Annotated in this window: 24 protein-coding genes; 14 read left to right on the forward strand and 10 right to left on the reverse strand. The window is 63.7% G+C overall.

All coding sequences use genetic code 11. From position 1 onward, the window contains the following. Positions 1–93: 93 nt before the first annotated feature. From SPR01S_RS17270 to SPR01S_RS17280, 3 genes are read right to left on the reverse strand one after another with little or no spacing between them, the layout of a single operon-like run. Positions 94–1,236, reverse strand: coding sequence for a glycoside hydrolase family 130 protein (locus tag SPR01S_RS17270; protein WP_066591717.1), 1,143 nt, complete (start codon positions 1,234–1,236; stop codon positions 94–96). After that, positions 1,233–2,024: an SDR family oxidoreductase gene (locus SPR01S_RS17275; RefSeq protein ID WP_245662077.1), complete on the reverse strand. Its 792-nt coding sequence runs from the start codon at positions 2,022–2,024 to the stop codon at positions 1,233–1,235. Before SPR01S_RS17275 ends, SPR01S_RS17270 begins: the two co-directional genes overlap by 4 nt. A 32-nt stretch (positions 2,025–2,056) precedes the next feature. After that, on the reverse strand, positions 2,057–2,944 hold the full coding sequence (locus tag SPR01S_RS17280) for an alpha/beta fold hydrolase (RefSeq protein ID WP_066591785.1): 888 nt from the start codon (positions 2,942–2,944) through the stop codon (positions 2,057–2,059). A 38-nt stretch (positions 2,945–2,982) separates the two neighbouring features. Here SPR01S_RS17280 and SPR01S_RS17285 point away from each other — a divergent pair, with 38 nt between their 5' ends. Then, the gene (locus SPR01S_RS17285; RefSeq protein ID WP_066591720.1) at positions 2,983–4,380 is read left to right on the forward strand and encodes a protein adenylyltransferase SelO; all 1,398 of its coding nucleotides are present in this window, start codon (positions 2,983–2,985) and stop codon (positions 4,378–4,380) included. Between the two features lie 12 nt (positions 4,381–4,392). Beyond that, positions 4,393–5,805: a succinylglutamate-semialdehyde dehydrogenase gene (gene astD, locus SPR01S_RS17290; RefSeq protein ID WP_066591723.1), complete on the forward strand. Its 1,413-nt coding sequence runs from the start codon at positions 4,393–4,395 to the stop codon at positions 5,803–5,805. A gap of 188 nt (positions 5,806–5,993) precedes the next feature. Here the strand turns inward: astD and SPR01S_RS21705 are convergent, their stop codons facing one another. After that, positions 5,994–6,464 (reverse strand): hypothetical protein, encoded by a 471-nt coding sequence (locus SPR01S_RS21705; RefSeq protein WP_157082323.1) that lies wholly within the window; start codon positions 6,462–6,464, stop codon positions 5,994–5,996. A 1,330-nt stretch (positions 6,465–7,794) separates the two neighbouring features. Here SPR01S_RS21705 and SPR01S_RS17300 point away from each other — a divergent pair. The 6 genes from SPR01S_RS17300 to SPR01S_RS17325 all read left to right on the forward strand — a co-directional run bounded on the left by SPR01S_RS17300 (position 7,795) and on the right by SPR01S_RS17325 (position 12,391). Further along, positions 7,795–7,983 (forward strand): hypothetical protein, encoded by a 189-nt coding sequence (locus SPR01S_RS17300; protein ID WP_066591730.1) that lies wholly within the window; start codon positions 7,795–7,797, stop codon positions 7,981–7,983. A gap of 79 nt (positions 7,984–8,062) precedes the next feature. Continuing rightward, positions 8,063–8,851 carry a uroporphyrinogen-III C-methyltransferase gene (cobA, locus tag SPR01S_RS17305; RefSeq protein WP_066591733.1) on the forward strand — a complete coding sequence of 263 codons (789 nt, stop codon included), beginning with the start codon at positions 8,063–8,065 and terminating at the stop codon, positions 8,849–8,851. Next, positions 8,848–9,144, forward strand: a complete 297-nt coding sequence (locus tag SPR01S_RS17310) for a DUF2849 domain-containing protein (protein WP_066591736.1) — start codon at positions 8,848–8,850, stop codon at positions 9,142–9,144. Before cobA ends, SPR01S_RS17310 begins: the two co-directional genes overlap by 4 nt. A 262-nt stretch (positions 9,145–9,406) precedes the next feature. Then, complete coding sequence (locus SPR01S_RS17315; protein WP_066591737.1) at positions 9,407–11,041, forward strand: nitrite/sulfite reductase; 1,635 nt, start codon at positions 9,407–9,409, stop codon at positions 11,039–11,041. A 173-nt stretch (positions 11,042–11,214) separates the two neighbouring features. Beyond that, the gene (locus SPR01S_RS17320; RefSeq protein WP_066591738.1) at positions 11,215–11,640 is read left to right on the forward strand and encodes a DUF934 domain-containing protein; all 426 of its coding nucleotides are present in this window, start codon (positions 11,215–11,217) and stop codon (positions 11,638–11,640) included. After that, entirely contained in the window at positions 11,633–12,391 is a 759-nt protein-coding gene (locus tag SPR01S_RS17325) for a phosphoadenylyl-sulfate reductase (RefSeq protein WP_066591742.1), read from the forward strand. The genes SPR01S_RS17320 and SPR01S_RS17325 overlap by 8 nt, the downstream gene beginning before the upstream one ends. A 160-nt stretch (positions 12,392–12,551) precedes the next feature. Here the strand turns inward: SPR01S_RS17325 and SPR01S_RS17330 are convergent, their stop codons facing one another. Further along, a complete protein-coding gene (locus tag SPR01S_RS17330) occupies positions 12,552–14,060 on the reverse strand; it encodes a replicative DNA helicase (RefSeq protein WP_066591745.1) in 1,509 nt (502 codons plus the stop codon). An 82-nt stretch (positions 14,061–14,142) separates the two neighbouring features. Between SPR01S_RS17330 and SPR01S_RS17335 the strand changes: the two genes are divergently transcribed. The 3 genes from SPR01S_RS17335 to SPR01S_RS17345 are packed head-to-tail and all read left to right on the forward strand — an operon-like array spanning position 14,143 to position 15,736. Next, complete coding sequence (locus SPR01S_RS17335; RefSeq protein WP_066591753.1) at positions 14,143–14,625, forward strand: UPF0262 family protein; 483 nt, start codon at positions 14,143–14,145, stop codon at positions 14,623–14,625. After that, positions 14,625–15,296, forward strand: coding sequence for a glycoside hydrolase family 25 protein (locus tag SPR01S_RS17340; protein ID WP_084251272.1), 672 nt, complete (start codon positions 14,625–14,627; stop codon positions 15,294–15,296). Before SPR01S_RS17335 ends, SPR01S_RS17340 begins: the two co-directional genes overlap by 1 nt. After that, the gene (locus SPR01S_RS17345) at positions 15,293–15,736 is read left to right on the forward strand and encodes a cytidine deaminase (protein ID WP_066591759.1); all 444 of its coding nucleotides are present in this window, start codon (positions 15,293–15,295) and stop codon (positions 15,734–15,736) included. The genes SPR01S_RS17340 and SPR01S_RS17345 overlap by 4 nt, the downstream gene beginning before the upstream one ends. A 25-nt stretch (positions 15,737–15,761) precedes the next feature. Here SPR01S_RS17345 and SPR01S_RS17350 read toward each other — a convergent pair whose 3' ends face one another. Further along, on the reverse strand, positions 15,762–16,451 hold the full coding sequence (locus tag SPR01S_RS17350) for a hypothetical protein (protein ID WP_066591762.1): 690 nt from the start codon (positions 16,449–16,451) through the stop codon (positions 15,762–15,764). A gap of 96 nt (positions 16,452–16,547) precedes the next feature. Between SPR01S_RS17350 and dcd the strand changes: the two genes are divergently transcribed. Together dcd and SPR01S_RS17360 are read left to right on the forward strand one after the other, a co-directional pair. Then, complete coding sequence (dcd, locus tag SPR01S_RS17355; RefSeq protein ID WP_066591765.1) at positions 16,548–17,102, forward strand: dCTP deaminase; 555 nt, start codon at positions 16,548–16,550, stop codon at positions 17,100–17,102. 142 nt (positions 17,103–17,244) lie between these two features. After that, a complete protein-coding gene (locus SPR01S_RS17360) occupies positions 17,245–17,409 on the forward strand; it encodes a hypothetical protein (protein WP_157082324.1) in 165 nt (54 codons plus the stop codon). Positions 17,410–17,527: 118 nt separating this feature from the next. Here the strand turns inward: SPR01S_RS17360 and SPR01S_RS17365 are convergent, their stop codons facing one another. The 4 genes from SPR01S_RS17365 to SPR01S_RS17380 all read right to left on the reverse strand — a co-directional run bounded on the left by SPR01S_RS17365 (position 17,528) and on the right by SPR01S_RS17380 (position 20,111). Beyond that, the gene (locus SPR01S_RS17365) at positions 17,528–17,956 is read right to left on the reverse strand and encodes an ExbD/TolR family protein (protein WP_066591771.1); all 429 of its coding nucleotides are present in this window, start codon (positions 17,954–17,956) and stop codon (positions 17,528–17,530) included. A gap of 29 nt (positions 17,957–17,985) precedes the next feature. Then, positions 17,986–18,465 (reverse strand): ExbD/TolR family protein, encoded by a 480-nt coding sequence (locus SPR01S_RS17370; RefSeq protein ID WP_066591774.1) that lies wholly within the window; start codon positions 18,463–18,465, stop codon positions 17,986–17,988. Positions 18,466–18,555: 90 nt separating this feature from the next. Beyond that, complete coding sequence (locus SPR01S_RS17375) at positions 18,556–19,350, reverse strand: MotA/TolQ/ExbB proton channel family protein (protein WP_066591777.1); 795 nt, start codon at positions 19,348–19,350, stop codon at positions 18,556–18,558. Positions 19,351–19,430: 80 nt separating this feature from the next. Beyond that, complete coding sequence (locus tag SPR01S_RS17380) at positions 19,431–20,111, reverse strand: energy transducer TonB (protein ID WP_066591780.1); 681 nt, start codon at positions 20,109–20,111, stop codon at positions 19,431–19,433. A 233-nt stretch (positions 20,112–20,344) separates the two neighbouring features. On the opposite strand from SPR01S_RS17380, the gene SPR01S_RS17385 reads away from it, so the two are divergent. After that, complete coding sequence (locus tag SPR01S_RS17385; RefSeq protein ID WP_084251273.1) at positions 20,345–21,178, forward strand: hypothetical protein; 834 nt, start codon at positions 20,345–20,347, stop codon at positions 21,176–21,178. Positions 21,179–21,248: the final 70 nt, after the last annotated feature.

Consider the following 21,248-nt stretch of genomic DNA (forward strand, 5'->3'; position numbering starts at 1 on the left):
TTAGACCCCGTACAGGATTCGCACATGCCCTCCCCCTAGCCCCTCCCGCAAGCGGGAGGGGGACTAGCCTGACCCTTCCCGCAAGCGAGGAAATCAGAGGCCAAACACGCTCTTCGGGACGTGGGTGATGCGGCACGCCAGGTCAGCCTCGCCGCTCGCGACGATGAAGTGATCGCCGGCATCGGCGATGCCGGTCGAAAAGACGACATTGTCCAGATACATCAGCTCTTTCATCGGCTCGGTCAGATGCGGCGCAGGCTCGAGCAATGGCGTGTCGCTAGTCGCGATCGTGACCGATGGATCGCGCGCATCGAGCAGCGACCAATAGGTGCGATAGATGCCGACCACGCCATAAGGTTCTACCCCGTGCCATAGCGAAAGCCAGCCGCGATCGGTCACCACCGGCGGCGTGCCTCCGCCCATCCGCGCGGTGGCCAGCGTCGCGGCATGCGGCCGGATGCCGGGCTTTTCGTGCGGCTTCCAATGGAGCGCGTCGGGCGAGGTGGCGAGGTTGATCGACGGCCCGGCGCGCCACTCGCTGCCCGGCGGATAAGCGAAATAGAGGTCGCCCAAGGGCCGCGTCTGCGCCCAGTAATTGGCGCCGATGCGATCCTCGAAGATCAGCATGTCCTTGTTCTGATGGTCGAGCACGATTCCTTCGAGCAGCCAGTCGCGCGCATCGTTCGAGGAATAGAGCGTGGTCGAATGCCGCTCCGGACTGACCGAACACGTCGTCATCAGCCAGCGGCCGCCGACCCGGCTGATCCGCGCATCCTCGACACCATAGCATTGGTAGGACGCGCGCGGCGCGATCGCGTCGCGATAATGGACGTCGACCACGGTCCGCCCCTCGGCGTCGAGCTCGACCGGCAACAGCCAGGACAGGCTGGTCAGCGCCATCACTTTCCACCCGCCGCCGCGCATCATGAATTTGCGCGGATCGGCGGTATCGACCATTTCCAGCGGCCAGGCGTCGAGACAATATCTGCCGGCATTAGCCGCCATGCTGTCGCCCGGCTCCCAACGGATCGAATGGATCTTCTGGTCGAAGATCGGCGTCCTGAGCGCCTCGGCGATTCGCACCATCATCAATAGATTGCCGTTAGGCAGGCGCGTCATCCCGGGGTTGAACGCGCCCAGGCAATAGGTCTCGGCGTCGATATGCCCGGCCAAGGGACCTTTGGACAGATCGACATCGCGCGGACTGAAGACAAGCTCGTCGAACCGATAGCTCATTCGTCATCCTTGCGCAGTGGGGCAACGGTGATCTGCTGAACGACCGCGCGGCGCGGCTGGGTCAGCGCATAGTGTACGGCGACCGCGATATCCTCCGACCGCAACATCTTCTCTTGCCGAACCATCTGCTTCTGCTTTTCGGCGTCGATATCGGGATAATGGAAGTCGGCCTGAGTATATCCCGGCTCGATCAGGCTGACCTTGATATCGCGACTTCCCAGCTCCTTGCGCAAAGCTTCTGCGAACGCCGCGATTCCGGCTTTCATCCCTGCATATACGGTCGAAGTCGGACCCAATATGTGCGCCGACATCGACCCGATCAGCACGATATCGCCGCCGGTCCGCATAGCCTCGGCCGCTTCGTGCGCGCTCATCAGATAGGCGGTGAAATCGGTCGCGATCGCATATCGCAGATCGCGCGCGCTCATCTCGCTCAAGCCGCCGGCCGGGATCGCCGCGTTGATGACTGCAACGTCGAGGCCGCCCAGCCGCGCCGTCGCCTCGGCGAAATAGCGCTCGACATTGTCCTGATCGGCGAGATCGATTGCACTGCCCTGCCCCGTGCCGACCTGCCCGATCGCGTCCAGCGCATCCTGCAGATGCTGCTTGTTGCGGCCGCAGATGTCGACGGTCGCGCCCTCGCTCGCCAGCAGCACGGCGATCGCGCGGCCGATTCCGGTGGTACCGCCAGTGACGATGACACGCTTGCCGTTCAAGCCCGGCTTGTCGGTATGGGTATCGTAAATGGCGCCGGACCGCTCGATCAGGCTGTCGGTGGTGTCGGACACGATCGCTCTCCCTGTTGAGCGGGAAAGACGCGTCACGCCGTGACCGGTTCCTTGGTTACCCGATCGAGCAGGCGGTCGATCGCCGCCGCCGCTGCCGGTTCCATTAGCGTAGGCGTGTGGCCGACATCGGGCACCGTCACCAGCTCGGCGCGCCCGAGCCGCGCCGCCATCTTCTCGGCCGTCGCCGCCGACAGGACATCCGAGCGGGCGCCGCGCAGGATCAGCGTCGGCACGTCCTTCAGCGCATCGAGCGCGCGCCACATATCAGGGCCGGCCTCGTTTCCCGGCACGCGGAACGGCTCGGCGATCTTCATGTCGTAATCGAGCACGATCCGACCCGAACTGTTCAGGCGATACAGCCTTTTGGCCATCGCCAGCCATTCCTCGATCCCGTAATGCGGATAGACGTCGGCATTGGCCTCCTGCACTCCCCGCGCCGCGTGCATCCAGGTCGGCCAGGTATTGGCGCGGCCGACATAGGACCGGATCCGCCCCAGCCCCGCCGGCTCGATTTCCGGCCCGACATCGTTGAGCAGCACGCCGGCCAGCTTCTCGCGGCCTGCGCTCGCGAGCAACATGGTGACGATCCCGCCCAAAGACGTGCCGAAGGCGACGTAGCGGTCGATAGCCAGCTCAGCCAGCAGCGCCTCGACATCCTGGACATAGGTCAGCGGCACATAGGACATCGGGTCCTTGGCATAGCCGCTCTCGCCGCGCCCCCTCAGCTCGATCGCGATCACGCGCCAGTCGGGCGACAGTCGCTCGGCGATGTCCTCGAAATCGCGGGCGTTGCGCGTCAGGCCGGGGATGCAGACGATCGGCGGACGCCCGCCGGGGCCAGCATCAGGGCCGGGATAATCCCGGCAATGCAGCCGCACTTCGTCGTTGGACCACCAGTATCGATTTTCGTAAGATGACAATGGTTGCGTCCCCGCTGCCGGCCCACCCATATTGCCGCATGACCGCGCGACCGCAAGCTTATCGCCCCGAAACCGCAATCCTGGATCTGGGGGATGCATTCTACGATCGCGTGACCGCGGCCGATTTTCCCCAGACGATCCTGCTCTTCCGCAACGATCGCGCCGCCGCGGAAGTGGGGCTCGACGCATTGAGCGACGAGGAATGGATCGCGCATTTCGGGCGGTTCGCGCCTCTGTCCGGCTCGCTGCCCGAGCCGCTGGCGCTACGCTATCACGGCCACCAGTTCCGCACCTACAATCCCGATATCGGCGATGGCCGCGGCTTCCTGTTCGCGCAGCTGCTCGGCGCAGACGGCCGGCTGATGGATCTGGGCACCAAGGGATCGGGCCAGACGCCGTACAGCCGGTTCGGCGACGGACGCCTGACGCTCAAGGGCGGGATTCGCGAAATCCTGGCGACCGAGATGCTCCAGGCATTGGGCGTGCCCACCTCACGCACCTTTTCGCTGATCGAAACCGGCGAAGCGCTCGAGCGCAACGACGAGCCCTCCCCCACGCGGTCCGCGGTGCTGGTACGGCTGAGCCATAGCCATGTCCGCATCGGCACGTTCCAGCGGCTGGCCTATTTCCGCGACGAAGATGCGTTGCGCGCGCTGACCGGCTATGCGCTGCTCCGGCTGTACGGGGAAAAGCCCGGCGACAATGCCCCCGCCCGGCTGCTCGACCTGGTGGTCGGGCGCACCGCGACGCTTGCCGGCAAATATATGGCCGCCGGCTTCGTCCATGGCGTGCTCAATTCGGACAATATCAACGTCACCGGCGAAAGCTTCGATTACGGGCCGTGGCGCTTCACACCGACCTGGGATCCCGGCTTCACCGCCGCTTATTTCGACCATGCCGGCCTGTACGCGTTCGGCCGCCAGCCCGAGGCGATCCATTGGGACGCGATGCAGCTCGCGGTCGCGCTGCGCCCGATTTGCGAGGCCGAGCCGCTGATCGCGGCGCTCGACACGTTCGGCGACCGCTATCAGCGCGCGGTCAGCGACGCGATCCTGTGGCGGCTGGGTCTGACCCCGCGCGATCCCGACAGCGACCGCGCGCTGGTCCAGACGATCGAGCCGGTGTTGCGCGGCACGGCGACCGGGATCGATCGCTTCTTCTTCGACGCCTTCGGCGGCCAATTGCCCGACAATTATGGCGAGGCGTGGGGCGAGGTGCGCGAAGCCCTCGCCGCCTACACGCCCCGTATCGACCGTTCCCATCCTTACTGGTCGGGCGAGCCCTGCTCGATGCTGATCGATGAGGTCGAGACGATCTGGTCGGCGGTCGACGAGCGCGACGATTGGGAGCCGCTCTACGCCAAGGTCGCGGCGATACGCGAAATGGGTGAGGCCTTGGCCGGCGAGCCGCTGGCGGCGGCCGCGGCGAACGGGTAGGGACCATGATCCATGTCGGGTGAACTTCTTTCCTACGAACCGGCGACCGGCGAATTGCTGTGGCGCCATGCGATCGGCGACGCCGATAGCGAAGTCGCGGCCGCGCGCGAGAGCTGGGCCGAATGGGCGGCCAAGCCGGTCACGTTCCGAATCGAGACCTTGCGCCGCTATGCCAATGTCGTCCGCGCGCGCAGCGACGCCTTCACCGACCTGATCGCGCGCGAGACCGGCAAGCCGTTATGGGAAGCGAAGACCGAGGTCGATTCGGTGATCGCCAAGGTCGACATCTCCGCCGGCGCCTTTGCCGAGCGCACCGGCCAGCGCCAGCTCGATTCCCCGATGGGCAGCCGCATGGCGCTGCGCCACAAGCCGCATGGCGTGCTCGCAGTGCTCGGTCCGTACAATTTCCCCGCGCATTTGCCCAACGGCCACATCGTCCCTGCTCTGATCGCGGGCAACGCGGTGGTGTTCAAGCCGTCCGAAAAGACCCCGGCGACCGGCGCGTTCATGGTCGATTGCCTGCACGAGGCGGGCGTGCCCCAAGGCTGCGCGCGATTGCTGATCGGCGGCCCGGCCGAGGGCAAGGCGCTGGCCGGGCATGATGGGATCGACGGATTGCTGTTCACCGGATCGGCGCGCACCGGCATCGCGCTCAACCGCCAGTTCGCCGACCGGCCCGAAAAGATCCTGGCGCTCGAAATGGGCGGCAACAACCCGATCATCGTGTGGGATGCGCCCGACCTCCACGCCGCGGCGATCGTCATCATCCAATCCGCCTTCACCACCGCCGGCCAGCGCTGCACCGCGGCGCGCCGGCTGATCGTCGACGAGGCATTGTACGAACCGCTGACGGCAGAATTGCTCAAGCTCACCGGCCGGCTGATCGTCGGCGACCCGCACGCCGATCCGCAGCCGTTCATGGGCCCGGTGATCGACAATGAGGTCGCCGATCTGCTGACCGAGAGCTTCCTCGAACTGATGATGCGCGGCGGCCGACCATTGCGGCACATGGAACGCCCGTTCGACGACAAGCCGTTCCTGACGCCGGGCATCCTCGACGCGACCGAGATGAAGGACCGCCCCGACATCGAATTGTTCGGCCCGATCCTCCAGGTGATCCGCACGAGCGATTTCGACGAGGCGATCGCGGAGGCGAACAACACCCGCTACGGCCTGTCGGCCAGCCTGATCAGCCAGAACCCCGACCTTTACAATCGCTTCTGGGCCAATGCCCGCGCCGGCATCGTCAACTGGAACCGCCCGACCAACGGCGCGAGCTCGGCAGCGCCGTTCGGCGGCATCGGGTGGAGCGGCAACCACCGGCCGAGCGCGTACTATGCGGCGGATTATTGCGCCTATCCGGTAGTGTCGAACGAGGCGGATCAGGCGCGGGCGTCGATTGCGGTGGGATTGCGTGAGGGGTGAGCGGGTTCGGCGATTGAATGCATTTAGTAAAGTGTCACCGCAATTCTGCATCTTTAGTGATGGCGGGCAGACGGGTGAGTGCATAGGGCGATTTATGCGCGTGGCACCGTAAATCCATAGGTCAATTTAGTATAGTGTCCCCGGAATTTTGTCCCCAATTTTGCCCCCGAAATTTGTAATTTCCGTGATTAACAGTTCCTCATCGGGAAGGAGCCTTGTCCTTTAGGAACTGTCTGGACACGCCACTTCTGAGATAGAGCCTTTACCAAGTGATCAGCTAACTTCCGCGCCTTGGCGACGTTGCGACCTGCCGTAAAGCCGAGCGCAACTTGATTCGAAAGAAGACCGAGGTTCCCCGCAGTAACGCCCAAGCCTTCTTTGCCTTCGATCCCCATATTAATTGTTGGGATATGTTCAAGTTTAACCTGCCCCTTGTCACGAACGTCCTGCAGGTAATCTCTTGTTTCCGCACTACCATCTACAAAGCGAAGCCCCTCAGAACGAGCTACTTCGCGCATGATATCCGCAAATTGGGTCGCTCCACCTTCGTCAGGGATGCAAACCTGGACTGCCAAAAACTCCTCTTGCGCCCGCGAGCACTTAGCTGCGCATAACACCATCGCACTCGCCCCAATGACTATTCTCAGGTGCTTAGACATTTTGTCCAACTCCTAGATCATCTGCTACAAACATTTTGCGGATTACGGTGACAGCTTACTAAATACACAGAACTCTCGGCGTCGCCCCTCGCTTCTGTGGCGCCAATACGTGGCCCGTCTGCCGCTCGATCCGCGCTACCCAATCGCGTGCACCGATCGGCCGTCCCGTCGTCTCCGCCCTTCGTAACCTCGCCCAGCATTCCGTATAGTCCGCGGGCGTCCCCAGGAAGGCGGCGAATCGCCATATCTTTCCAGTACGGGCCGGACGCAGACGAACGCATCCTCTTCCCCGGCGAGATGCGCTCGAACGCTCGACCATGCCCAGTCCTCCGCCCGCTCAACCAAGTGAGGCCTGACGGGGTTGAGTGAGACGTAGCGGACAGCATGCGCCAGATGTTCCTCGTCCATCACTACGGCACCGAACCGACCTTGCCTTAGATGCCCTGTCCAGCGATGGCGCGCGTTGATGAAGCCAGTGTAATCGCCTTCCTCGAAGAAGGTCTGTTGCCGGCGATTGCCTCGCTGGGTCACGTGATAAGGATAGCCGGGCAGCACCAAGCTGGAGAGACGAGCCATGAGGCCAACATTAGCGGTCTGCATCACTAGCGGGCGACAACTGCGCCCAATTTGATGCATTTAGTAAACTGTCACCGTAACCCGTAACCCCGTAACCCGGATTATTGCGCCTATCCGGTCGTGTCGCACGAGGCGGATCAGGCGCGGGCGTCGATTGCGGTTGGGTTGCGGGAATAGCTGGAGAGTGAGTCCTGCTAATCCAGATTAATCGCCACAATAATATCGCCGACGAAACGCTGCACAAAAAAGTCTAATCGACGCCGGTTACGTCGTGAACGATCACCATAAGCACGATCAACAAGCAAACCACGGATGCAAATCTGAACCTGAGAATATCATTCTCATTCCGTCTCCCGGAAAGCACTTCATCTTTCCGAAATCGCCTGTAAAACCTGATCGCACCGACGCCGAAAAAACACGCTGCGCCCAGCATTACGACATCCCCTGGGTACGGGCTGTGTGCCGGACTGGGCATGCTACTCGCAACCTTGGGAACTACGGCGTTGACAACCTCCTAAAGACATGACGCTCTCATCGTTCGCCGACTCCATCCGACTTTACGGTTCCAGTTTACCAAATACACGAAACCACCGCCTTCGGCCCGTGCTTTCCGGCGCTCGGTTACGCGGTGGTTCCGCTACCGAAAGTCAGCATCGCCGAACGCCTCGCCTTCATCCTCGAACAGGTCGGGATGAGCTGAATTTGATTGCGCCCGGGCGTGGAACCGGTTGGCAGTTCGGGAATTAGCCGGGATGTGAAACCTGCCAACGACGTCGCCCTGCCTCCCCGCGCGCTCCGCCTGAAGACCGAAGCCGGCAATTGCCTGACCATCGCGGTGGGCAAGACCGATCCGGTGTTTGCCGGCGAGCTGATCGACGAGGCGATGCGGCTGATGCGCCGCGCGCAGGAGCTGGCCAACGCCAAGACGGCCACCAAGGACTGACCCCGCAAAGATTCGCTATTCCAGCCAGTAGCAAGCGTCGGTTGCCCGCATCGCGTCCGCGGCCCATCTGCCCCGCATCATGGCGACACTTCTCGATCCGCACGCGCGTGGCCGCGTCATCCTGGTCGGTGCCGGCCCCGGCGATCCCGGCCTGCTCACCGTTCGCGCGGTCGAGGCGCTTAAAAGCGCCGACGTCGTCGTGCATGACGGGTTGATCGACCCGGCCGTGCTCGACATCGCGCCGGCTGACGCCCACCGCATTTCGGTCGCCAAGAAACGCAGCAAGCACACCTTGTCGCAGGACGCGATCAACGCGTTGATCGTCGCGCATGTAAAAGCGGGCGCGATCGTCGTGCGGCTGAAGGGCGGCGATCCGTTCATCTTCGGCCGCGGCGGCGAAGAGGTCGAGGCGGTGCGCGCCGCCGGCCTGCCGGTCGAGGTCATTCCCGGCGTCTCGGCCGCACTCGGCTGCGCGGCGGAAGCGATGCTCCCCCTCACCCATCGCGATCATTCGTCGGCAGTCAGCTTCGTCGCCGGCCAATGCAAGGGCCTGGCCGATCAGGATTGGTCGGGGCTGGCTGGCAAGGGCCGCACGCTGGTCATCTATATGGGCGTCGCGACCTGCCCCGATATCGCCGACAAGTTGATGGCCGATGGCGTCGCGCCCGACATGCCGGTCGCGGTGCTGGAGCGCGGCACGCTGGCAGGGCATCGCGCGATCAAGACGTTGCTCGCCGACCTGGGCCCGATGGTCGAGCGCGAGAAGGTACAGAGCCCGGCGATCATCGTCGTCGGCGATGTCGTCGAACTGTCGGATGCAGAGGATAAACTGGCCCGGTGGGCACGGATGGCGGAGGCTGCGGCGTGAAGATTCTTACCGGTAACGACCTGCCGACCGGCGACGTGATCTGGTGGACCGGCACCGGCTGGTCGCGCCATGTCGAGGACGCCGTCGATGTCGGCGACAAGGGCGAGGCGATTCTGCATGCCGAGGACGGCGCGTGCCGGGTCAATGGCGGCTATATCCTCGACGCGACCGAAACCCCCGATGGCCCCCGCCCCGCGCATATCAAGGATCGCATTCGTGCGCTTGGGCCCACTGTGCGGCCCGATCTGACGCTCAAGCCGAGCGATCCGAATGCGGGGAGTTGGGTGATATGATGATCTCGCACGAAGACACGAAGACACAAAGAAAGAGTGCTTTTTCGCGCGGAGGCGCGGAGGGTGCGGAGGGGTCTCGCTTGGCTGCGCCAGCAGCCTTTCACTTTCTGCAAGCGGGAAATGAGGGCGCGCTTTCGCGCGCGTTAGCTCAGTGTCCTCTGCGCCTCCCCGCGAACCAAATCTTCGTGTCTTCGCGTCTTCGTGCGCGAAAAATCTCCGCGCCTCCGCGCCTCCGCGTGAACCAAAACCAGGCGAGCAACTGATGTACCGCTACGACAAATACGATCAGGCGATCGTCGACGCCCGCGTCGAGGAATTTCGCGACCAGGCGCGGCGCCGGCTTGCCGGGCAATTGACCGACGACCAGTTCAAGCCGCTGCGCTTGAAGAACGGGCTCTATCTCCAGCTCCACGCGTACATGCTGCGCGTGGCCATTCCCTATGGCACGCTCGACAGCCGCCAGATGCGGATGCTGGGGCATATCGCGCGCAAATACGACCGCGGTTACGGCCATTTCACCACGCGTCAGAACATCCAGTATAATTGGATCAAGCTCGAACAGGCCGCCGACATCCTCGCCGAACTCGCGACGGTCGAGATGCACGCGATCCAGACGTCGGGCGAAAGCATCCGCAACCTGTCGTCGGACCAATATGCCGGCGCCGCCGCCGATGAGGTATGCGACCCCCGTCCTTGGGCAGAGTTGATCCGCCAGGCGACCACCTTCCACCCCGAATTCAGCTATTTGCCACGTAAGTTCAAGATCGCGGTGACCGCGGCAGACGAGGATCGCGCAGCGATCCGGCTGCATGACATCGGGCTCAAATTGGTCAAGAACGACGCCGACGAGCTGGGCTTCGAAGTCTATATCGGCGGCGGCATGGGCCGCACGCCGTTCGTCGCACCGCTGATCCGGCCGTTCCTGCCGGCCGACGACCTGTTCAGCTATATCGAGGCGGCGCTCCGCGTGTGGAACCGCAATGGGCGCCGCGACAATATCCACAAGCAGCGGATCAAGATCCTGGTCCACGACCTCGGCCAGGAGGAATTCACGCGCCAGGTCGAGGCCGAGTGGCAACATATCCTCCAGAACGGCACCAACGTCCCGCGTGAGGAATTCGACCGCATCGCCGCCTATTTCGCGCCGCCGCCGTTCGAGACCGGTTTGAGCGACGAAATCGACCGCAGCGATCCCGATTTCGCTTTGTGGGCCGACCAGAACGTAAAGGCGCACAAGGCGCCGGGCTATGCCATCGTCAATATCAGCCTGAAGCCGGTCGGCGGCATCCCCGGCGACGCCACCGCCGAGCAGATCGAGCTGATGGCCGATCTCGCCGAGCGCTACAGTTTCGACGAACTGCGCGTCACGCATGCGCAGAACATCGTCCTGCCGCACGTGCGCAAGGCTGATCTGTACGCGCTGTGGCAGACGCTCGACGGGGCTGGGCTGGCGACCGCCAATCTCGACCTGATCAGCGACATCATCGCCTGCCCGGGGCTCGATTATTGCAGCCTGGCCAATGCGCGGTCGATTCCGGTCGCGCAGAAGATCGCGACGCGCTTCGCCGATCTTGGCCGCCAGCGTGAACTCGGCGAGCTGAAGCTCAAGATTTCGGGCTGCATCAACGCCTGCGGCCACCATCACGCCGGCCATATCGGCATCCTTGGCGTCGATAAGAAAGGCACCGAGAATTATCAGCTGCTGCTCGGCGGATCGGGCGCGGAGGATGCCAGCCTCGGCAAGATCACCGGACCCGGGTTCAACGAGGACGGCATCGTCGACGCGGTCGAACGCGTCACCGACAAATATCTCGAGCTGCGCGACGAGGGCGAGCGTTTCCTCGATACCTATCGCCGCGTCGGCTTCGATCCGTTCAAGGAGGCGATTTATGGGTGATGTGATCGTCGCCCCGGCGGAGGCCGGGGCCGCTGGAGGCATGGTCCTCGCGCCTTCGCCAACGCCCCCGGCCTTCGCCGGGGTGACGGAGATTTTCAATGACTGATCCCCACGTCTCCGTCCCTGCGCTTCATCTTGAGATCCCAGCTTTCGCTGGGATGACGGAGGTTTGAATGGGTGATCCGCTGCGCTTCCGCGACGACGATCCGGCCGAAGAACCCGCGGTCACGCTCGACGCCTTCCTCGACCAGTCGAATTCGTCCGCGGTGCGGCTCGAAGCCGGCGAGGACGCGCGCGCGCTGCTCCCGCACCTCGACCATATCTCGCTGATCGAGATCGACTTCCCGCGCTTCCGCGACGGGCGGGGCTATTCCTCGGCGCAAATCCTTCGCGAGGCTGGATACAAGGGCGAGCTTCGCGCCACCGGCGACGTGCTGGTCGACCAGATCGACCATATGCGCCGCTGCGGCTTCGATGGTTTTGCCCCCAATGCGCCGATCGATCCGGCAGTGCTGGAGGCGAGCCTCAACCGCTATCAATATCGCTACCAGACCGCCGCCGACGGCGCAGTGCCGGTATGGAAGCTGCGGCATGGGTGAAGCCCTGCGCAAGATCGACGTGATCGACACTTCCCCGGCCTTTACCCAGGCCGATGCGGACGCGCTCAACGCGCGGTTCGCCGGCGTCGACACGCTCGACATGCTGAAGGCGTTGTTTGCCGAAGGGACACTCGGCAACACGGCGGTGGTGTCGTCGTTCGGCACAGAGAGCGCGGTGCTGCTCCACCTCGTCGCGCGGGCCAATCCGGCGACGCCGGTGGTGTTCGTCGACACGCTCAAGATGTTCCCGGAAACGCTCGACTATCGCGATCTTCTGATGGCGACCTTCGGACTTTCCGACAGCCGGACGGTCAAGCCCGACCCGGCCGTGCTCGCCGCCAAGGACGCGCAGGAATTGCGCTGGTCCTACGATCCCGACGGCTGCTGCGAGATCCGCAAGGTCGAGCCGCTGAAGCGCGCCAAGGCCGGGCTCGACAGCTGGATCTCCGGCCGCAAGGCGTTCCAGTCGCAAACCCGCCAGAACATCGCCCGGTTCGAGATCGAGGACGGCCGGCTCAAGGTCAACCCGCTGGGCGACTGGGTGAAGGCCGATCTCGAGGCCTATTTCGCCGAGCACGATCTGCCCCGCCATCCGCTCGAGGCCGATGGCTATCCGTCGATCGGCTGCCAGCCCTGCACGTCGAAAGTGCTGCCGGGCGAAGATCCGCGCGCCGGCCGCTGGCGCGGCTGGGAAAAGACCGAATGCGGGATCCACGTGCCCGAGAAGCCGGGCGAAGAGCCGGTTTTCTGAAGATCGTCGCCCTGGCGAAGGCCGGGGTTTAGGACAATATTGCGCTTTCGCCCCCATAACTCGTCATCCCGGCTTAAGCTGGGATCTCAGGCGGTATCGCGATACGGCTGAGACCCCAGCTTACGCTGGAGTGACGATCTGGCTTTTGCCGGGTGCTGGATTACTCGTAATCCGGGCTCGCATAATCCCCGGCATAATCGCTGAACAACGTATATTGCGGCTCGAACCGCAAGATCACCTTGCCGGTCGATCCGTGGCGCTGCTTCGCGACGATCAGCTCGGCCAGGCCATGGACGCGCTCCATTTCCTGGCCCCAGCGCGTATAATCCTCGAACACCTTGGCATCGTCGCCGTCGACCGGCTTCTTGGGCTCCTTGGCCGCGACGTAATAATCCTCGCGATAGACGAACAGCACGACGTCGGCGTCCTGCTCGATCGATCCCGATTCGCGAAGATCGCTCAATTGCGGGCGCTTGTCCTCGCGGCTCTCGACCTGTCGGCTGAGCTGGGACAGCGCCAGCACCGGTACGTTCAGATCCTTGGCCAAGGTCTTGAGCCCGCGGCTGATTTCCGAAATCTCCTGCACGCGATTGTCGCTCGCCCGCGAGCCGCTGCCCGACAGCAATTGCAGGTAATCGACAACCACCATGCCGATCCCGTTCTCGCCATGTCGACGCTGCAGTCGCCGCATGCGCGTATGAAGCTGACCGATCGTCAGGCCCGCGGTGTCGTCGATCACGAATGGCAGGTTCTGCAATTCGCCGGCAGTCACCACCAGCCGGTCCATATCGGCCTGGCTGATCTTGCCCATGCGCAGTTCCTGGCTCGAAATGCGCGACTGTTCGGCCAGCACGCGCGTCGCGAGCTGGTCGGCCGACATTTCCAGGCTGAAGAACGCGACCTTGGCGCCGATCCGCTGCTTCGGGTCGATCCCGTCCCGCTCGTCCTGCATGTAGCGCTGTGCGGCGTTGAAGGCGATATTGGTGGCAAGCGAGGTCTTGCCCATGCCCGGTCGCCCGGCGAGGATGATCAAGTCGGAGCGGTGAAAGCCGCCCATCTTGGCGTTGACCGAGCTGAGCCCGGTGGTCACGCCCGACACGCCTCCGCCCGAATTGAGCGCGCGGTCGGCCATCGCGACCGCCAGGGTCGAGGCCTGGGCAAAGGTCTTGACCGACGCCTCGCTGCCGCCATCGCCGGCGACCTTGAACAATTCCTCTTCGGCCGCTTCGATCTGCGCGCGCGGATTGACCTCTTGCGAGGTGTCCATCGCCTTGTCGACCAGGTCGCGTCCGACCCCGACCAACGTCCTGAGCAGCGCCAAGTCATAGATTTGCTGCGCGAATTGCCGCGCGCCGATCAGCCCCGCGCCCGATCCCGTCAGCCGCGCCAGATAGCCCGGCCCGCCCAATTCCTTCATCGCCGGGTCGGCCTCGAACATGGGGCGCAGGCTGACCGGCGTCGCTGGCATCTGGGCATCGACCATCTTCTTGATCGCGCCGAAAATCCGCCCGTGCAGGGGCTCGAAGAAGTGATCGGGAGTCAGCTTGTCGATTTCTTCGGCGATGCGATTGTCGATCATCATCGCGCCGAGCAAGGCGGCCTCTGCCTCGACATTCTGGGGGAGCGAGGGCGTCTCCGCCCCCGGCAAGGAATGAATCGCTGTCGCCATGCCTCCTTCTACGCCACTCCTCCGCCGGCACAAAGCAGGCAGCGCTGTGGATAATCGCATTGGATGGGGATAAGCGCGGTTCGTGGCGGACCATCGCATCAAGGACATCACACTCGACGATCGCACGATCGTGTGGCGGAGCGCGGACGTCGAACAGGAACGCCGCATCGCGATCTTCGACCTGCTCGAGGACAACAGCTTCCGCCCGTTGCGCGACTATCCCGACGGTTATGCCGGCCCCTATCTCCTCCATCTCGCGGTCGAGGAGGGCCGACTCGTGCTCGCGCTGTCACGCGAGGACGGCTCGCCGCTCGAAACCCTGATCCTGTCGCTCGGCACGCTCAGGCGCCCGATCCGGGATTATTTCGCAATCTGCGACAGTTATTACGAAGCGATTCGCAACGCGACGCCGCAACAGATCGAGACGGTGGACATGGCCCGGCGCGGGATCCACAATGATGCCGCCGAACTCCTGAAGGAGCGGCTGGGGGGCAAGATAGAGGTCGACTTCAACACCGCACGGCGGCTGTTCACGCTGATCTGCGTCCTGCACATCCGCGCGTGATGCGGCGGCTGGCATTGCCGGTCGGGCTCGGCGTCGCGTTGCTCGCGCTAGCCGGTGCGCTTTATCTGGCCGCGCTGGGATGGCGACCATCCGCCAGCGACTATCAGTTCCAGGGCGTCGACGTCTCCGATGCCAATGGCGCGATCGACTGGAATGCGGTCAAGGCGGCAGGCGCCGATTTCGCCTATGCCCGCGCGACCCAGGGCGGCGACCGCGACGCGCGGTTCGAGGACAATTGGCGCGGCATTGCCGACTCCGGGATGCGCCGCGGCGCGATCCACGCCTGGTCGCTGTGCCGGCTGGCGACCGATCAGGCGAACAATTTCAACACCACCGTGCCCAAAGCGGACGATGCCTTGCCGCCGGCGGTGGCAATCGACTTCATCGACGGATGCAACGATCGCCCATCGCGCGATGTCGTGCTGGAAGAGCTCAAACGCTTCATCATCATGGTCGAAGCGCATACCGAGCGCCCCGTGCTGCTGCTCGTGTCGAAACGGTTCGAAGCGAATTACGACGTGACGTCGGCCCTCGACCGCCCCATCTGGAGCGCACAAAACTTCTTCCCGCCCGATTACGCCGCGCGGCCGTGGCGGATGTGGCGCGCGAGCGACATGCGGCGAGTCGACGGGGTCGAAGGGCCGGTGAATTGGGACGTGGTGACGAAATGAACGATGCGGATACGGCGGAACGGCTCATCGAGGCAGCGCGTGGCGCGGCGGCCAATGCCTGGGCGCCCTATTCGAACTTTTCGGTCGGCGCGGCACTGTTGATGGCTGACGGCAGCATCGTCACAGGCGCCAATGTCGAGAATGCGAGCTACGGCCTGTCGCTCTGCGCGGAAACGGTAGCAGTGGCGAAGGCAAGTGCCGACGGACGGATGCGCGAGGTGGTCGCGGTCGGCGTCGTCGGCGGGATGACGGGCAAGGACGGTATCGAGCCGATCCTGCCATGCGGGCGCTGCCGCCAAGTCCTCAACGAGGCGGCGCAAGCCGGCAAGCGCGACCTAAAGGTCTGGTGCTCGGGGCTGACCGGTGGACCGATCGCCGAATATGCCTTGTCGGACCTCCTCCCCCACGCCTTCGGGCCCGCCAATCTCGGGATCGTCTGACCTCCGGGACGTCTAAAGCTGCACGTTACCGCACTGTCCGCGTCACCTTGCCGGCCGCGTCGCGCAGTTCGACGCTGGGAACCCCGTCCTTGCCGACGCCGAGCGTCAGCCGCGGGCGCCCTGCCGGATCGCTGAGGACCAAGGCGACGCTGCCGTCCTCGCTACGGCCGAGCCACGCCCGTCGCGCGTTGGTCAATCCGGCGCGCGCGATCAGCGCGTCGCGCTCGGGCCCTGGCTTCATCGTGCGCATCCGCAGTCCCGCGGCGATATCCATCGGTGCATCGGGGCGATCGTTGACCACCAGCCCCGCGCGGCGATCGGGACCGTCTTCGGTACTGACCAATTGTAGCGTCTGGTCCTGATGCCAACGGTCGAAGGTCAGGCTCCCACCATTGGTCGGCTTGCCGTTCTTCAGGCCGCCATCGAACACCAGACCGCCATTCTCGTCGCCCTGATCGTTGTAGAAGATCATCCCCGCTTCGGTCCGGTTGGGGTGCGGATATTCCTTGCCGCCAATGATGATACCGGGAATCTGCGCATGATTGGCGATCGCCAGCCGCAGCGTTCCATCGGGTTCGCGCACATTGATGCGCTGGACGTCGATCGTGTCGAACTTGGTCGCCGCCGGTGAGACCGCGGCCAGCGTCAGCCACGCCGTCGCCAGGGTCATCACTGCGGCATAACCGCCAATCGCGCGGGAGGGATCGATCCGCATTCCATCATCTCCATGGATTTCACCGGCGCGCGATATCGCGCCTCTTGCCCGCCGGCTTTATTGCCGCGAAAGCTGGTTGCGAACAGGGAGTAGAGAATGTCGATCCTTTCCGACCGCTGGATTCGCGAGCAGGCAACGCAGCACGGCATGATCGAACCGTTCGTCGAAGCGCAGCGGCGCGAGGGATGCATCAGCTACGGCCTGTCCTCCTACGGCTATGACGCGCGCGTGGCGGACGAATTCAAGATCTTCACCAACGTCGATTCGGCGACGGTCGATCCCAAGGATTTCGCCGCCAACAGCTTCGTCGACCGCAAGACCGATTGCTGCATCATCCCGCCCAACAGCTTCGCGCTGGCCCGTACGGTCGAATATTTCCGCGTGCCGCGCGACGTGCTGGTGATCTGCCTGGGCAAGTCGACCTATGCGCGCTGCGGCATCATCGTGAACGTCACGCCGCTGGAGCCCGAATGGGAAGGTCATGTGACGCTCGAATTCTCCAACACCACGCCGCTCCCGGCCAAGATCTATGCCAATGAGGGCGCGTGCCAGTTCCTGTTCCTGCAGGGCAACGAGCCGTGCGAGACGAGCTATGCCGACCGCGCGGGCAAATATATGGGGCAACGCGGCGTGACCCTCCCGCGGCTCTGAGCATCCGCGCCGGGTCGATCAGCTCCGGCGCGTCCGCATCGGAAAACGCGGGCTGTCACGGGCGGAATCAATCAGCACGAAGAATGTCGGTGGGATGCGGATCGATTAGAGCCTAAGCTGGTCCATGTCCGAACCAGCAACCATGATCGAACGCGCCATCCAATTGGCGCAATCCGGCCAATGCATTTCCGTAAACGACGTGCGTCAGAGGCTGCGGCGCGAAGGTTATGTCGGAATCGGCGTTGAATTGGGCGGCGCCGCGATCAACCGCCAACTGATCGAACTGCTTCATGCGGCGCGACACTAGAGCGTGATCTAGGCCTGGTTGGGCTGTCTGCGTCCACGAGTGACCCAGCCCCCGGCAAACGAAAAGAGGCGGCCGTTTGCGCGACCGCCCCTTTCGACGAAACCGATACCCGAAGGCGTCAGAATTCGTTCGCGTATTGCTCGTTGCCGATGAAGCCGAGCTTGCTGATCCCCGAGCGCTTGATGATCGCCAAGACCTTGTCGACCTTCTCGTAGCGCGCGTCCGGAAGCGGCTGGAAGTGCAGCTCCGGTTCGGGCTGGATCTGAAGCGTCGCCTGCAGATACTGATCGAGCTGTTCGTCGCTCGTCACCGGCGTGCCGTTCCACGTCACATTGTCGTTCGCGTCGATGATGATCTTGTTCTTCTGCGCGTCGACCGGCGGGTGATTCTGCGTGTTGTTGACCGGCAGATCGACCTTCACCGCGTGCGTCTGAACAGGGATCGTGATGATGAACATGATGAGGAGCACGAGCAAGACGTCGATCAACGGCGTCATGTTCATATCCATCATCGGGGCGCCATCATCCCTGCCGCCACTCATTGCCATGATTCAAAACTCCTGAGCTAGCGGGGCGATTAGGACGCGGACCCGTCGCGGGGCGGCGGTTGCGAAATGAAGCCGACCTTGATGAAGCCCGAGGACTGCATCGTGTAGATCGCCGCGCCGATACACTTGTACGGGACGTCAACGTCACCGCGGATGTGCACTTCGGGGATCTTGTCCGGGTCGATCGGCCCAGCTGCCTTCAGTCGCTCGATATCCGCCTTCATCTTGGCGGTCGCCTTATCAAGCAGCTCCTTGTGCCCCATCCGGGTCATGCCCCAATAGACGGCGCACTGGCCCGCATCGTCCTTGACGATCGAGAGCGACACGTTTTCCGGCTTAGTCTGCGTCGGATCGAAACGAACCTCCGGCAGCTTCAGCTTCACATTCTGTACCACGACCGGAACCGTGATGATGAAGATGATCAGGAGCACCAGCATGACGTCGACGAGCGGCGTCGTGTTGATGTCCGACATCGGCGTTTCGGAGGAGCCTCCGGTGCTAATAGCCATTAAGCATTCCTATCCTTACTTCGTGCCGCCCGGGCCACGGCCCGGGCGTCTGGCGGAACAGGGCACCGCGCGCGTTCCGCCATCACGTGCTTACGGCTTGGTCGTTACGCCACCGGCCTGACCGGCAGTGGTCGTCGCCGGCTTCGCCGGGGTGGTGGCAGCGGCCGGCTTGCGCGCCGCAACGCTGGGCTTCACCGCGCCGTTCGACGCAAGGTAGCCGAGAACGTCGTTCGCGAACGCGCCAAGCGCTTCCTGGATCGCCTTGTTGCGGCGCTGCAGGAAGTTGTAGCCGAGCACCGCCGGAACCGCGACGACGAGACCGAAGGCGGTCATGATCAGCGCTTCACCGACCGGACCGGCGACCTTGTCGATCGACGCCTGACCGGCGGCGGCGATGCCGAGCAGCGCCTTGTAGATGCCGACCACGGTACCGAACAGGCCGATGAACGGGGCCGTCGCACCGACCGTCGCGAGGAAAGCGAGACCGCCACCCAGCGCCGAGTTGATCGTGTCTTCCGAACGCTGCAGCGAGCCGTGCAGCCAGTCATGCGCCTCGACCGGATCGGTCAGCTTGGCGTGCTGCTCCTGCGCGGCGAGGCCGTCATCGACCAGCTGCTTGTAGGCCGAGTTCTTCTCGAGCTTGGCGGCGCCTTCGCGCAGCGAGTTCGAGTTCCAGAACGTGGCGCGCACGCGCCGGCCCTGGTTGATGATCTTCTGCTGCTCGAACACCTTCGTGAAGAAAATGTAGAGCGTGAAGAATAGCATGACCAGCAGAATGCCAGCCGTTGCGTAGGAGATGGCGCCGCCATTGTTCAGCGCGTTCCAGAAACCGAACTGTTCCTGGGCGGCGCTGGCCGCACCAGCGTTAAGGATGGAGATGCTCATTCGGATGCTTCCTCTAAAAATTTCGTCTCAAGATACAACCCGGCCGGCGCCCGGGTTTCCGGGCGCCGGCGTGAAAAAAGTCATTCGTCCTTCAGCGTCCAGCGGATGCCGGGCAGCGGCCAGCTGTAGGGCTGTGCGTTACCGTCCGAATCCTTCTGCACATTGAAGCGGCCGCGGCGCTGCGCCAGGCGGCACGTCGCGTCGTCAAGCGAGCTGTTGCCGCTCGATGCGGTGACACGACATCCCACGACCTTGCCACTCGTGTCGACGCTCACGATAACCGAAACGCGCCCCTGTGCACCGGCGCGCTTGGCGTCGGCGGGGTAGTCGTCGTCGGTAAACCAGTTCCCAGGATTGCCCCTCGGCCCGCCCTTGACGGCGACAGGCTTGGGCGCCGGCGGCGCGGGCGGCTGCGGCGGCACGACCGGGGCCGGCGGAGTCACCGGGGGGGGCGGCTGCGGCACATTGGTCGTCGCGATGTTGACCGGCGACGGCACCGGCGGCGTGATCGGCGGGATCACGACCTGAGTCGGCGGCGGCGGCAGATTCGGCTGGTCCGGCGGCGGGGGCGGCGGCTTGTCCGGCGGCGGCGGCGGTGGCGGTGGCGCCACGTCGAACGCATTCAATTTTTCCGCAGCCTTCTTGGCGAAATCAACCGCCAAGCCGGTCACGAAAGCATAACCGAATCCCGCAACGATCAGCGAAACGATGATAATCGCTACGATACGGCTGCCGGTTGTATCACGATCAGCATATGACATTCAGAAACCCAACTCCTTCGTGTCCGACCCGCGAATATCGCCGGACGTTAACCGTTCGGCAACGAACCCCTCGGCTAGCGCCAGATCGGGCAGAGCGCGAGTCTCTATCGCCCCACCTGCAACGACGCAAACGCTTTGTCGGGCGCAACAAACGTACAATCGCAGCATGGCAGAATTATTTCTGTAAAGGAACGTTCGGATCGCCTAACTCATTCGATATGTCACGCGTTCCCATGGCTCGATTCTTCTCCATCCTGCTCATTGCGGCCAGTGCACCGGTGATACCGGTGTCAGCAACCAGATTACCACCGCCGCCGCCTGTTTATCGTTATGCCGATATGGCTGATCTGGCGACGAAAGCGCCGGTGGTCGTGGACGCCACTATCACCGACGCCGCCAAGATCAAGCCAGCTGAGGCGACGGGGCTCGCGCCGGGTCATGTACGCTATTATCTGACGGTCACGATCAATGCGTTGATCCGCGCGCCCCGAGGTTTGCCGCCTGAGGTCGGCTATCTCTACGACGCACCGCTCGACGCGGCCGGCCGGGCACCCAAGCTAAAGAAAATGCGCGTAATTATCTTTGCGCGTACGGTCGCCGACCGGCCCGACCAGTTGCAATTGGTGACCCCGGGCGCGCAGTTGCAATGGTCGCCGCAGACCGAGGCAACGGTGCGCAGATTGGCTGCCGATCTGGTGTCGCCAAAGGCGCCGCCGGCGATCGTCGGCATCTCCAATGCGTTCCATGCAGCGGGCACTCTTCCCGGAGAAGGAGAGACGCAGATCTTCCTCAAGACCACCGGACACCCGATCTCGCTTGGCATTCAGCGCAAGCAGAATCAGGCGCCGATTTGGACCGTATCGCTGAGCGAAGTGGTGGAGGATGCCTTGCCGCCGCCCCAGCGCGACACGTTCCTGTGGTATCGCTTGGCATGCGGCCTGCCGGTCGAAATACCAGCCGACACGTTATCCGGACTCGCCCCCGCCGACGCCGCGGCGGTCCAGCAGGACTATTCACTAGTGAAGGAAGGGCTCGGTCCCTGCCGCGCCGGAGCGACTCCGTCCTGACGGATTCGCGTTCGTTCTCTGCCGCGATACCCAGCCGCCGATTGTGCCAATCGACTCGAAACGCTCTTAG

Origin of the sequence: Sphingomonas pruni NBRC 15498, from assembly GCF_001598455.1 — a bacterium.
Classification (GTDB): domain Bacteria; phylum Pseudomonadota; class Alphaproteobacteria; order Sphingomonadales; family Sphingomonadaceae; genus Sphingomonas; species Sphingomonas pruni.